13 protein-coding genes, 1 tRNA gene and 2 pseudogenes are annotated in these 12,236 nt (G+C 72.2%); 11 read left to right on the plus strand and 5 right to left on the minus strand.

The features are described from left to right. Position 1 precedes the first annotated feature (1 nt). Positions 2 to 1,075 carry an alanine dehydrogenase gene (gene ald, locus QUE44_RS00285; RefSeq protein ID WP_286215248.1) on the plus strand — a complete coding sequence of 358 codons (1,074 nt, stop codon included), beginning with the start codon at positions 2 to 4 and terminating at the stop codon, positions 1,073 to 1,075. 1 nt (position 1,076) lies between these two features. Here the strand turns inward: ald and QUE44_RS00290 are convergent, their stop codons facing one another. Further along, entirely contained in the window at positions 1,077 to 1,238 is a 162-nt protein-coding gene (locus QUE44_RS00290) for a hypothetical protein (protein ID WP_286215249.1), read from the minus strand. Next, a pseudogene (locus tag QUE44_RS00295) lies at positions 1,226 to 1,858 on the minus strand (patatin-like phospholipase family protein); the annotation flags it as partial. The pseudogene QUE44_RS00295 and the gene QUE44_RS00290, both read right to left, overlap by 13 nt. Positions 1,859 to 1,955: 97 nt before the next feature. Here QUE44_RS00295 and QUE44_RS00300 point away from each other — a divergent pair. Then, positions 1,956 to 2,459 (plus strand): hypothetical protein, encoded by a 504-nt coding sequence (locus QUE44_RS00300; protein WP_286215250.1) that lies wholly within the window; start codon positions 1,956 to 1,958, stop codon positions 2,457 to 2,459. Positions 2,460 to 2,464: 5 nt separating this feature from the next. On the opposite strand, the gene QUE44_RS00305 is transcribed toward QUE44_RS00300, so the two are convergent. Beyond that, complete coding sequence (locus QUE44_RS00305) at positions 2,465 to 3,133, minus strand: SDR family NAD(P)-dependent oxidoreductase (protein WP_286215252.1); 669 nt, start codon at positions 3,131 to 3,133, stop codon at positions 2,465 to 2,467. A gap of 92 nt (positions 3,134 to 3,225) precedes the next feature. Next, positions 3,226 to 3,298 (minus strand) — tRNA-Arg (locus tag QUE44_RS00310). A gap of 85 nt (positions 3,299 to 3,383) precedes the next feature. On the opposite strand from QUE44_RS00310, the gene QUE44_RS00315 reads away from it, so the two are divergent. From QUE44_RS00315 to QUE44_RS00340, 6 genes and pseudogenes are all read left to right on the plus strand, one after another. Continuing rightward, a complete protein-coding gene (locus tag QUE44_RS00315; RefSeq protein ID WP_286215253.1) occupies positions 3,384 to 3,755 on the plus strand; it encodes a hypothetical protein in 372 nt (123 codons plus the stop codon). 32 nt (positions 3,756 to 3,787) lie between these two features. Then, on the plus strand, positions 3,788 to 4,588 hold the full coding sequence (locus tag QUE44_RS00320; RefSeq protein WP_286215255.1) for an MBL fold metallo-hydrolase: 801 nt from the start codon (positions 3,788 to 3,790) through the stop codon (positions 4,586 to 4,588). Positions 4,589 to 4,597: 9 nt separating this feature from the next. Continuing rightward, a complete protein-coding gene (locus QUE44_RS00325) occupies positions 4,598 to 5,014 on the plus strand; it encodes an MmcQ/YjbR family DNA-binding protein (protein ID WP_286215256.1) in 417 nt (138 codons plus the stop codon). A gap of 32 nt (positions 5,015 to 5,046) precedes the next feature. Next, positions 5,047 to 6,720: an arginine--tRNA ligase gene (argS, locus tag QUE44_RS00330; protein WP_286215257.1), complete on the plus strand. Its 1,674-nt coding sequence runs from the start codon at positions 5,047 to 5,049 to the stop codon at positions 6,718 to 6,720. Positions 6,721 to 6,722: 2 nt separating this feature from the next. Continuing rightward, a pseudogene (lysA, locus tag QUE44_RS00335) lies at positions 6,723 to 8,065 on the plus strand (diaminopimelate decarboxylase). Positions 8,066 to 8,124: 59 nt separating this feature from the next. After that, the gene (locus QUE44_RS00340) at positions 8,125 to 8,358 is read left to right on the plus strand and encodes a hypothetical protein (RefSeq protein WP_286215258.1); all 234 of its coding nucleotides are present in this window, start codon (positions 8,125 to 8,127) and stop codon (positions 8,356 to 8,358) included. Between the two features lie 92 nt (positions 8,359 to 8,450). Here the strand turns inward: QUE44_RS00340 and QUE44_RS00345 are convergent, their stop codons facing one another. Continuing rightward, a complete protein-coding gene (locus tag QUE44_RS00345; RefSeq protein ID WP_286215259.1) occupies positions 8,451 to 9,308 on the minus strand; it encodes an NmrA family NAD(P)-binding protein in 858 nt (285 codons plus the stop codon). 107 nt (positions 9,309 to 9,415) lie between these two features. Between QUE44_RS00345 and QUE44_RS00350 the strand changes: the two genes are divergently transcribed. Genes QUE44_RS00350 through thrC form a run of 3 tightly spaced genes read left to right on the plus strand, consistent with a single transcriptional unit; the run spans position 9,416 to position 12,229 of the window. Next, positions 9,416 to 9,841: a winged helix-turn-helix transcriptional regulator gene (locus QUE44_RS00350; protein ID WP_286215265.1), complete on the plus strand. Its 426-nt coding sequence runs from the start codon at positions 9,416 to 9,418 to the stop codon at positions 9,839 to 9,841. 34 nt (positions 9,842 to 9,875) lie between these two features. Further along, the gene (locus tag QUE44_RS00355; RefSeq protein WP_286215267.1) at positions 9,876 to 11,171 is read left to right on the plus strand and encodes a homoserine dehydrogenase; all 1,296 of its coding nucleotides are present in this window, start codon (positions 9,876 to 9,878) and stop codon (positions 11,169 to 11,171) included. A 2-nt stretch (positions 11,172 to 11,173) separates the two neighbouring features. Beyond that, complete coding sequence (thrC, locus tag QUE44_RS00360; RefSeq protein ID WP_286215268.1) at positions 11,174 to 12,229, plus strand: threonine synthase; 1,056 nt, start codon at positions 11,174 to 11,176, stop codon at positions 12,227 to 12,229. Positions 12,230 to 12,236: the final 7 nt, after the last annotated feature.

Raw genomic sequence — 12,236 nt, forward strand, 5'->3', positions numbered from 1 at the left:
GGTGCTGGTCGGAGTCCCCACGGAGACCAAGAACAGCGAGACCAGGGTCGCGCTGACCCCTGCGGGCGTGCGCGCGCTCGTCGAACGCGGGCATCGCGTGGTGATCGAGGAGGGGGCGGGTCGCGGCTCGGCGATCGCGGACGAGGACTACGCCGCGGCGGGAGCGACGCTCGCCGGCGCCGCGGAGGCGTGGGCGGCCGACGTGGTCCTCAAGGTCAAGGAGCCGCAGCCGCACGAGTACGCGCTGCTGCGTGACAACGTGCTCTTCACGTTCCTGCACCTCGCGGCCAACCCAGCGCTCGCCGACCTGCTGTGCGCGGCAGGCACGACCGCGCTGTCCTATGACACGGTGCAACTCGAGGACGGATCGCTGCCCCTGCTCACCCCGATGAGCGAGGTCGCTGGCCGCTTGTCGGTGCTCGCGGGCGCGCACCACCTGCTCAACCCGCAGGGCGGGCGCGGCGTGCTCCTGCCCGGTGTGCCCGGCGTGCCTGGCGCCCGCGTCACGGTGCTGGGGGCAGGCGTCGCCGGCTCGAATGCCGTGGCGCAGGCCGTCGCGATGGGCGCCGAGGTCACCGCCGTCGACCTCGCCGTGGGGCGGCTGAGGGCGCTCGACGACAGGTACGCGGGTCGCGTCCGCACCGTGGTGTCGACGCCCCACGAGGTCGAGGAGGAGGTGCTCGGCTCGGACCTCGTGATCGGCGCGGTCCTCGTGCCCGGTCGCCCGGCCCCGAAGGTCGTGACTCACGCGATGGTGAGGGACATGCGGCGCGGCAGCGTGCTGGTCGACATCGCGATCGATCAGGGTGGGTGCTTCGAGGACTCGCGCCCCACCACGCACGACAACCCCGTCCTCGAGGTCGAGGGGTCGCTGCTCTACTGCGTCGCGAACATGCCCGCCGCGGTGGGGGCGACCGCGACGCGCGCGCTCACCAACGTCACGTTGCCCTACGTGGTGAGGCTCGCGGGCGGGGTGGACGATGCCGTCGCGTCGGATCCCGCCCTGGCGCGCGGGATCAACGTGCGCGCCGGCAGTGTGGTGCATCCCGCGGTCGCCCAGGCGCTCGGCAGATAGGTCACTCCGAGCGCGGCTCGAGCAGGTCGCGCAGCGGCTCCGGGAGCCGCGCGGGCGTGGGCACCTCGACCTCGGGAAGCGTTTCGGGTCGCGGCGCCACGACCGGATACGCGTCGAGTGCCTGCTCCGCGGCCGCGCGCCCGAGCGCGATCAGGCCGGGCATGTCCTCGCGGACCCACTGCGAGCGGCCGCCCAGCTGGGGGAGATGAGGGTGACGTCCGCGCGGATCTCGAGGGCGTGGACCTTGAGCGTGGTCTCGAAGCCCGGAGCCTCCCACTCGGGCGCGAGACGCACCCCGATGACGTGGCGTGCGCCCAGCTCGAACGTCGCCTCGAGCGGCAGGTTCTCGAGCAGGCCGCCGTCCGCGAGGAGGTGACCGTCGAGCCTCAGCGGCCGGAATAGCCCCGGCACCGAGATCGACGCCCTCATGGCATCCGCGAGGCTGCCGTGATCGAGCAGGACCACGCGGCGCGTGGTGAGGTCCGTGGCGACGGCCGCGTAGCGCACAGGCAGGTCCTCGATGCGCGGATCCCCGCCGGAGATCGCCTCGATCGTGGCACGCAGCCCCGCCGTGTCGAGGATGCCCAGGCCCGGGCGGAACGTGAGCGATCCGAAGTGTCCCCACTCCGCGCGCAGCACCATGGCCTCGATCGTGTACGGGTCCATGCCGGAGGCATACGCGCCTCCGATCAGCGATCCCGCCGACGTCCCCACGACGAGCGAGGGCGTGATCCCGCGCTCCGCGAGCACCTGGAGGACGCCCACGTGGGCCGCACCGAGCGCGCCGCCTCCCCCAGGGCCAGTCCCAGGTGAGGCTCGTACCGAAGGTCGGTGGTCACCCGTTCAGAGTAGGCGGGGCGGCGCGAATAGGCTGGATGTCATGTCCGACACCCCTGCCGAACCGCGTCGCACCTGGTTTCCCCTTGCCGCGGCCGCCGCGGTCGCGGTCCTGGTGATCGTGGGGGCGGTGGTGGCGACGTGGCTGACGTCGCGCATGAGCCCGGCCCACGCCGATGCGGTGAGGGCATGTGAGGCCGCGTACGCCGAGGCGGGCGACGGCGCCCCCGAAATCGTCGCGGGCGACGTCTACGGCAGCGCCGACTGGCGCGACCTGCGGTCGTTCCTCGAGGCGCAGGGCGTCCTCGACTCCGCCGGCACGGACGTCGCTGCTGCGATCGCGCCGTCCGTCGACGCCTCGGCTGCGGCGCTCGCGGAGGCGGGGCGCGACCGCGTCACGGTGGTGTGGTGGCTCGAGTCCGAGGAGCACCTGGCGTGCACGGTCGACGTCGAGGACGGGCGTGCGCTTGACTCCTCGGCGACGCTGGGAAGCCTCGGCGACTTCGCGACCGGTGCCGTGACCGGCGCCGTGCCCGTCGCGGACTGACCGCCCTACTCCCGCCCCTCCTCGAGAGGGATGAGCATGGTCCGGAAGTCTCCGGGTCCGCGGTGGAGGTCCCAGATGCGGTCCGCGACCTCCTCAAGCGTGTAGCGGAGCTTGGGGATCGCGCCGGGAATCACGAGTTGGGCGACGTGGACCCCCTCGCCCGCGAGGGCATCGTGCAGCATCTCGCCGTAGGCGCTCTCGGCGGGGAAGGCGACGGACGTTCCCGAGAATCCCGCGCGGGCCTTCACGGACGTGCCGCCGTTGATGAGGACGATGCTTCCTTCTCCCGCCGCGCGCATCGCGGGCAGCACGGCACGGGCCGCGTGAATGAGGCCCAGCGCGGAGAACCGCAGGGCCTCGAGGGCCAGCTCGGGCGTGAGGTCGAGCACCGGCTCGAGGTAGGCCCGCGAGGGGAGTGGGCTGTACTGCAGCGCGGTGACGGGGCCCAGGCGTGCGGAGGCGTCGGCGAGCGCCGCCTCGAGCGAGGCGCCGTCGCGGACGTCGGCCGCGAAGCCCGCCGCGGTGACCCCGTCCTGCGCGAGCTCGCCCGCGAGCGCATCGAGCTTCGACTGGTCGCGGGAGACGAGGGCGATCGAGAATCCCTCGCGCCCGAACCGGCGCGCGACCGCCGCTCCGAGGCCGGGTCCTGCGCCGATGATCGCGAGCGTTGGCATGCGTGGCTCCTTCGTCGGTGGGGTCTGTCTCGACCCTAGCGCCGGGGAACCACAAAGGCCCCTCCGAGGAGGGGCCTTGCGTGTGCGGATCGTGCCCCCGACAGGAGTCGAACCTGCGACCTACGGTACCGGAAACCGGCGCTCTATCCGCTGAGCTACGGGGGCATGCCCGGACGGACCGGGCCGAATGAGGATATCAGCAGGCAGGGCTCTCCCGTGCTGCGCTCTCCCGCCCGTGCGATGCTGAGACATGCGCACGCAGACGTCGCAGTTCCTCGCGGCCCTCATCCTTGCCAGCGGCCTGGCCACCGGCGTCGCGGCGTGCGGGGACGCCGGAGGGGACCCGCGCGACGCGCGCGAGCCCGATGCGGTGGGCACGGTCGTGAGCGTGGAGACCCTGGGCGACGCGATCACGGTGGTGTTCGCGCCAGATCCCGGCTACGAGTACTTCGAGGGCACCACGTTCGCGTTCGCGGAGGGTGGTGCGCTCGAACGGCCGGACGGCGAGCCTGCCGCGGCGTCCGACGTCGCGGTGGGCGAGCGCCTCGAGGTGTGGGTCGACGCGTGCGCCGAGTCCTTCCCCGTCCAGTGCGCGGACCCGTACGGACGCCTCCTTCCCTAGCGCGCGCGTGCGCCGAGCGCGACACTGGACCCATGAGCGACGCGGACCTCAGCCCAGTCGAGATCTCTCTGGTGGGCGGGCCCACGGTGGTGCTGGGCTACGCAGGTCTCACGATCGTCACGGATCCGACGTTCGACCCACCGGGCACGTACGGCACCCTCACCAAGCTCGCCGGACCCGCCTTCGAGCCCGCCTTCATCGGCCACGTGCACCTGGTCCTGCTGTCTCACGACCAGCACGAGGACAACCTCGACACCGCGGGACGCGAGCTGCTCGCACATGCCGGCCACGTGGTGTCGACCCCTGGCGCGGCCTCGCGCGTCCCCGGTGTCGTGGGCCTCAAGCCGTGGCACAGCGTCACGCTGTACGGCGCGCACGCTCCGGTGTGCGTCACGGCGGTTCCCGCGCTGCACGGTCCTCCCGGGGTGGCCGACGCCCTGGGCGAGGTTGCGGGATTCGTCCTGCGGGCGGCGGGCTGGCCCACCGTGTACTTCTCGGGAGACAACTCGGAACTCGACGCCGCCGCGGCGGTCGCACACCGCTTCCCCGACGTCGGGGTCGCGCTCGTGTGCGCGGGCGCCGCGCGAGTGGATCGGCTGGGCGACGCGCTGCTGACCGCCGACGCCGCGCGGGTCTGTGCGGTCGCCGACCTCTGGCCCGACGCGACGGTGGTGCCCGTCCACATCGACGACTGGGCGCACTTCTCCCAGCCCCGTCCGGCCCTGCGCGCGGCGCTCGCGGACGACCCCGCCCGCCCCCGCATCGTCCTCCTGGACAAGGGAGCCGCGGTGCGACTCGGGGGCCGCGCGGCGGCTGTCGGAGGGCGCGTCTAGGGTCGTGGCATGGAGACGATGCAGGACGGCCTCGCGCCGGTGGAGGAGTGGATCGCGGCGGTGATCGCCGGTCTTCCCGGCGCGCACGTGGTGCCCTACCCCGACTGGGGCTCGCAGACCTTCCAGGTGGGAGGCAAGCACTTCGGCAGGGTGGGCGGGTCGCCTGAGGGGAGGCGCATCGTCACCGTGAAGGGCGATCCGGAGGTCAACGCGACGCTCGTCGCGCGGTACGAGGACGTCTCGCCCGGCTACTACGCGGACAAGCGGCTGTGGATCTCGCTCGCCGTAGATGACGACGCCTCCGTGCCGCGCGACGTCGTGGTCGAGGCCATCGAGGCCGGCTACGAGGTGGTGCGTGCGAAGCTGCCGCGCCGCGTGCGCGACACCCTGGAAGCCGACGCGACCCCTGGAGGCCCACCCGCGTGAGCGACACACGCGCGCACGGATAGACTCGATGGGTGACCCCTGAAGAGCTCTCCGCGACCATCCGCGCCGCCATCCTCGCCGGAATCGACGACAGCGACTTCCAGCTGTCGCCCTTCGATGTTCCGGAGGTGCGCGTCGAACGCCCCCGCCAGCGCGAGCACGGCGACTGGTCGACCAACGTCGCGATGCAGCTCGCCAAGCAGGCGGGCACCAATCCTCGCGAGTTCGCGCAGACCCTGGTCGAGCGCCTCGTGCAGGAGGACGGAATCGACGCGGCCGAGGTCGCGGGTCCCGGCTTCATCAACATTCGCCTCGCGGCGGACGCGGCGGGCCTGCTCGCCAAGGGAATCGTCGACTACGGCGACGACTACGGACGCGGCGAGTCGCTCACGGGTAAGACGGTCAACATCGAGTTCGTGTCGGCCAACCCGACCGGACCCGTGCACATCGGCGGCACGCGCTGGGCCGCGGTGGGTGACTCGCTCGCGCGCCTGCTCGAGTTCCACGGCGCGAAGGTCATCCGCGAGTACTACTTCAACGACCACGGCGCGCAGATCGACCGCTTCGCCGCGTCGCTGCTCGCGGTCGTCACGGGCGAGGACGCCCCCGAGGACGGCTACGGCGGCGAGTACATCCAGGACATTGCCAACGAGGTCATGATGCAGGCCGCAGCCGGCGGCTACCGCGACCCGCTCGAGCTCCCGCGCGAGGAGCAGCTCGAGTTCTTCCGCGAGCACGGCGTGGCCCTCATGTTCGACTCGATCAAGCGTCAGCTGCACGACTTCGGAGTCGACTTCGACGTCTACTTCCACGAGGACTCGCTGCACCACTCCGGCGCGGTCGACGAGGCCGTCGAGCAGCTGAAGAAGACGGGCGCGCTGTACGAGAAGGACGGCGCCTGGTGGCTGCGGTCGACCGACTACGGCGACGACAAGGACCGCGTGGTCATCAAGTCGGACGGCAAGCCGGCGTACATCGCGGGCGACCTCGCCTACTTCAAGGACAAGCGCCACCGCGGCGCGGACCTGTGCATCTACCTTCTGGGCGCGGACCACCACGGCTACATCGCCCGTCTCAAGGCCGCCGCCGCGGCCTTCGGCGACGATGCCGACACGGTCGAGGTGAAGATCGGCCAGCTGGTCAACCTGGTCAAGGACGGCCAGCCGGTGCGGATGTCGAAGCGCGCGGGCAACGTCGTCACGATCGAGGACCTGGTCGAGGCCGTGGGCGTCGATGCCGCGCGCTACGCGCTCGCGCGCTCGAGTGCGGACTCAACGATCGACATCGACCTCGACCTGCTCGCGTCGCAGTCCAACGCGAACCCGGTGTTCTACGTGCAGTACGCCCACGCGCGTTCGGCGGGCGTGGCGCGCAACGCGGCCGAGTACGGCATCCGCCGCGAGGACGGCTTCGACCCGTCGTTGCTGACTCACGAGTCGGAGTCCAAGCTGCTCGGCATCCTGGGCGAGTTCCCGCGCGTGGTCGCTCAGGCCGTCGAGTTCCGCGAGCAGCACCGCGTGGCCCGCTACCTCGAGGACGTCGCCGCGGCCTTCAACCAGTGGTACGACCGCACCCGCGTCACCCCGCAGGGCGACGAGGAGGTCTCGGACGTGCACCGCACGCGCCTGTGGGTGAACGATGCCGCGGGACAGGTCCTGCGCAACGGCCTGCGCCTCCTGGGTGTCTCGGCCCCCGAAAGGATGTAGCGATGGCGGTGAGCGCAGTCTTCTCCCGCACCGTGGTGCGTCAGGACGACGGCGCGCTTGCCGTGGGCGGCGCGGACGTGCGCGCGCTCGCGGGCCAGTACGGCACGCCGCTGTACGTGATCGACGAGCACGACATGCGGGGCCGAGCGCGTGCCTTCCGCGACGAGTTCGCGGCGGCCTTCGGCGCCCACGGCGCGGAGGTCGACGTGTTCTACGCGTCGAAGGCCTTCCTGTCCTCGAAAGTCGCCAAGTGGATGCATGAGGACGGCCTGTTCATGGACGTCGCTTCGGGCGGCGAGCTCGAGATCGCGCTGCGCGGGGGATGCCCGCCGCACGGATCGGCCTCCACGGCAACAACAAGTCCGACGACGAGCTGCGCCGCGCCCTCGAGGCCGGCGTGGGGAGGATCGTCGTCGACTCGTTCACGGAGATCGAGACGCTCGACCAGATCGCGCGCGGGCTCGGGACGCGCGCGCCGGTGCTCGTGCGCGTGACCACGGGTGTGCACGCCGGCGGCCACGAGTACATCGCGACGTCTCACGAGGATCAGAAGTTTGGGCTGTCGCTCGCCTCGGGCGCGGCCTTCGATGCGCTGGTCGCGTGCCAGGACGCCGAGGGCATCGACCTGCGCGGCATCCACACGCACATCGGCAGCCAGATCCTCTCTCTCGAGGCGTTCCAAGAGAGCGCCGAGCGCATGCTGGGCCTGCGCGCCGCGTTCCGCGCGGAGATCGGCGTCGACCTCCCCGAGGTCGACCTTGGGGGCGGCTACGCGATCCAGTACACCCCCGCGGGAGAGGCCCTGAGCCCGCACGATGCCGCGGCAGGGATGGCGGAGGCCGTCGCCGCCGCGATGTCGCGCGTGGGCGGCACGTGGCCGCGCCTCAGCATCGAGCCCGGTCGTGCGATTGCCGGTCCCGCTGGCCTCACGCTGTACCGCGTGGGCGTGGTCAAGCACGTGGGTCTCGAGGACGGCGGCCAGCGCCAGTACGTCGCGGTCGACGGCGGCATGAGCGACAACATGCGCACCATCACGTACGGCGCGGAGTACACAGCGACCATTGCGTCGCGGCTGTCCGAGTCCGAGCCCGCGCTCAGCCGCGTGGTGGGCAAGCACTGCGAGAGCGGGGACATCGTCGTGCGCGACGTCGACCTGCCGAGCGACATCGCGCGGGGCGACCTGCTCGCGGTGCCCGCGACGGGTGCATACGGCAGGGTCATGGCGAACAACTACAACGCGGTGCTGCGGCCCGCGGTGGTCTCGGTCGCGGACGGCGCCTCGACGGTGCATGTGCGCCGCGACACGCTCGAGGACCTGTTCTCGTGGGACGTCGCACCGGACTGAGACGTTCACGTAGTGGGGCGGTCGCCCGGCCGTCCTCGAATGGAAACGAGGAGGCGGACATGTCCGACACCGACGACCAGAGCATGGACGAAGGCACGGCTGCGTTGCAGCATCTCGCCGACGAGGTCGAGCAGGAGCGCGAGCAGGGTCGCAGCGAGTTCGACCTGCCCGACCCACACGAGGACGAGGTCGATCCCGAGGCGCCGGCGGACGGCCCGGTCGAGCCTCTCGAGGCCGAGGGCACCGACGACGCTCCCGTCACGGGGATCGCGGCACCCAAGCCCTTCCTCTAGCGAGACGTCGTGAGCGACGCGCGGCCGGGGTGTCCACCCCGGCCGCGCGCGACGGTCGATCGTGAGGCGGTGCCTCGCGCAGAGCCGCGCCCTTAGTGCGACTGAGCCGCCGCGACGGCCTCGGCGAGCGAGGTCGCGGGACGTCCGATGAGGCGCTCGAGGGCGTCGCTGTCGGTGTCCAGTTCACCCTTGGCGATCGACGCGTCGACCGCGGCCCAGAAGCCTGCGGTGCCCGCGTCCATGCCGACCTCCTGGAACGTGGCGGTGAGCTGCTCGACGCTCACGTCGGAGTGGGCGACGGGCGTGCCCGTCGCGGCCGCGACGGCCGCGGCAAGGTCGTCGAGGGTGAAGCGCGTGCCGGCCAGCTCGTACGTGCCTCCTGCGTCCTCGGCGAGCGCGGCCGCGGCGGCGGCCTCGGCGTAGTCCGCGCGGGAGGCGGCGGCGATGGTCGCCCCGGCGGTCGCGCCCAGCACCGTGCCGGTCGCGGCGTACGTCGGGATCTGGCCCGTGTAGTTCTCGAGGTACCAGGAATTGCGCAGGACCGTCGCGGGGATGGGGGAGGCGGCGAGGGCCTGCTCGGTCGCGGCGTGCTCGGGCGCGAGCGGGTTGGACGTGGCGTCGGCGCGCAGCAGGGATGTGTAGACGATGCGTCCGACGCCCGCGCGCTCGGCGGCGGCGATGACGGCGGCGTGCTGGGCGACGCGCTTACCCACCTCGGACGCGGACACGAGCACCAGGCGGTCCACGCCGGCGAGGGCGGCGTCGAGCGTGTCGGGCTGGTCGTAGTCGCCGTGGCGCACGTCGACTCCGCGCTCGGCGAGGTCGGCGGCCTTGGCGGTGGTGCGTGCGATCGCGACGATGCTCGACGGGGCGACCCCGCGCGCGATGAGCGAGTCGACCACGAGGTGGCCGAGCTGACCGCTGGCTCCGGTGACGGCGATGGTAGTCATGGCTGTTCCTTCCGAGAGGGTGACGCGGCGCACTGCGCACCGTTCGCCATGCACTAACTCTGAGTTAGCGCTGTGTATTCCCGAGCGAGGAGGCGTATCCTCGAGTCATGTCCTCCGCCGCCCCGCGACTCGAGCCGCCGGCCGGCCACGGCTCCGAGCCGGGTCCGTCGCCCGAGCTCGTCACGAGCGTCTTCGCGGCCGCGTGCACGTCGCGGGCAGTCTTCGAGGACGTCACGAGCAAGTGGGCGTCGCTGGTGCTGCTCGCGCTCGGCGAGAGCCCGCACCGGTTCGGCGAACTCCGTCGCCGCGTCGAGGGGGTGAGCGAGAAGATGCTCTCCCAGACGCTGCAGTCCCTCGAGCGTGACGGGCTGCTCGTGCGCGAGGTGCGCAGCGCGATTCCCCCGCACGTCGACTACTCGCTCACGGAGCTCGGCGCCGAGGCGGCCGCGCGGCTCCGCGCCCTCGCCGACCTCTTCGAGGGCTCGACCGCGCAGGTCGAACGCGCCCGGGCGTCCTATCGCCGCGTTCCCTGAGCCCCCGCATCGTCCCCTCCCCGCCGCCGCTAGAGTGGGTGCCGTGTCAGACCCCGCGAAGCCCGTGAGAATCGCCATCCTCGGCCCAGGAACCGTCGGCTCGGAGGTCGTGCGTCTCCTCTCCGAGCAGGGGCCCGACCTCGCCGCGCGCGTGGGCGCGCCGCTCGAGCTCGCCGGAGTGTACGTGCGCGACACGTCGAAGGACCGCGGGCCGCACCTGCCCGCCACGGTGCTGACGTCGGATGCGTCGGCGCTCGTGGCCGGGGCCGACGTCGTGGTCGAGCTCATGGGCGGCATCGAGCCCGCGCGCACGCTGATCCTCGAGGCGATCGCTGGCGGAGCCTCGGTCGTGACCGCGAACAAGGCGCTGCTCGCCGCGCACGGGCCCGAGCTCTACGAGGCGGCCGACGCGGCGAACGTCGACCTCTATTTCGAGGCCGCCGTCGCGGGTGCGATTCCGCTGGTGCGACCCGTGCGCGAGTCGCTCGCGGGCGACCACATCACGCGCATCCTCGGGATCGTCAACGGCACCACGAACTACATCCTCGACGAGATGACGCGGCGCGGGCTGTCGTACGACGTCGCGCTCAAGCAGGCGCAGGAGCTGGGCTACGCGGAGGCGGATCCCACCGCGGACGTCGAGGGGCACGATGCCGCGGCCAAGGCCGCGATCCTCGCCTCTCTCGCGTTCCACCAGCGGGTGGCGCTCGAGGACGTCTACTGCGAGGGCATCTCCGCGATCACCGCGGAGGACGTCATCGCGGCGCGCGAGACCGACCAGGTCATCAAGCTGCTCGCCATCGCCGAGCGGACGCCCGAGGGAGTGGCCGTGCGCGTGCACCCCGCGCTGGTGCCGTCCGACCACCCGCTCGCGGGGGTCCACGGCGCATTCAACGCCGTCTTCATCGAGGCCGAGTCCGCGGGCGGCCTCATGTTCTACGGACAGGGAGCGGGAGGGACGCCCACGGCATCGGCCGTCCTGGGCGACCTGGTCTCCGTGGCGCGCCACCGCGCGAACGGGGGCAAGGGTCCGCGCGAGTCCCACTACGCGGTGCACGACGTCCTGCCGATCGAGGCGGCCCTCACGCGGTACTGCGTGCGCATGGCGGTCGAGGACCGCCCCGGCGTGCTCTCCGCGGTGGCCGAGGTGTTCGCGCAGCACGGCGTGGGCATCGAGATCGTGAGGCAGGTGCCGGGCCAGACGCATGCCGGGCTGATCCTGTCGACCTACGCGGCGCCCGAGCGCGACCTGCGGGCGACGGTCGAGGGGCTGCGCCGCAGCGACGCGGTGGCCGCGGTGAAGTCCGTCCTGAGGATCGAGGGGGAGTAGCGGTGGCACACGTGTGGCGCGGGATCATCAACGAGTACCTGGACCGGCTGCCGTTCACGGCCGAGGACAGGATCGTCACGCTCGGCGAGGGCGGCACGCCGCTGGTGCACGCGCCGTCGATCTCCGCCGAGGTCGGGGCCGAGGTCTTCGTCAAGGTCGAGGGCATGAACCCGACCGGGTCCTTCAAGGATCGTGGCATGACCTCCGCGATCACGCAGGTGGTGAAGGACGGCGACCACACCGTGGTGTGCGCCTCGACGGGCAACACGTCCGCCTCCGCGGCCGCGTACGCCGCTCACGCGGGGCTGCGCTGCGTCGTGATGATCCCCCAGGGCAAGATCGCGGCGGGCAAGATGGCGCAGGCGATCGTGCACGGCGCCGAACTGGTGCAGGTCGACGGCAACTTCGACGAGTGCCTCGAGATCGTGCGCTCACTGTCCGAGGACTACCCGATCGCGCTGGTCAACTCGGTCAACCCGTACCGCCTGCAGGGCCAGAAGACCGCGGCCTTCGAGATCGTCGACCAGCTGGGTGACGCCCCCGACATCCACATGCTCCCCGTGGGCAACGCGGGCAACATCTCCGCGTACTGGATGGGCTTCCGCGAGGCGCTCTCGCACGGCGCGACGCGCACCCCTCGCGTGTGGGGCGTACAGGCCGCCGGCGCGGCGCCGTTCGTGGCCGGCCACCCCATCAAGGACCCCGAGACCGTGGCGACCGCGATCCGCATCGGCAAGCCGGCGTCGTGGGACCTCGCGGTCGCGGCGCGCGACGAGTCGGGCGGCTGGATCCGCGCCGTCTCGGACGCGCAGATCCTTCACGCTCAGGCTCGACTGGCTGACGAGGTCGGCGTGTTCGTCGAGCCCGCCTCCGCCGCGCCCATCGCGGGCCTACTCGCGGCCGCCGCGTTGGGAGAGGTCCCGCGCGGCGCGACCATCACGTGCACCGTGACCGGCAACGGACTCAAGGACACCGCGACCGCGCTCGCGGGCCGCGAGGTCGAGCCCACCGTCATCCCCGTTGACGTCGAGGCCGCCGCGGCGGCGCTCGGGCTGTAGGCCGGCG

Origin of the sequence: Demequina sediminis (genome assembly GCF_030296675.1) — a bacterium.
GTDB lineage: Bacteria > Actinomycetota > Actinomycetes > Actinomycetales > Demequinaceae > Demequina > Demequina sediminis.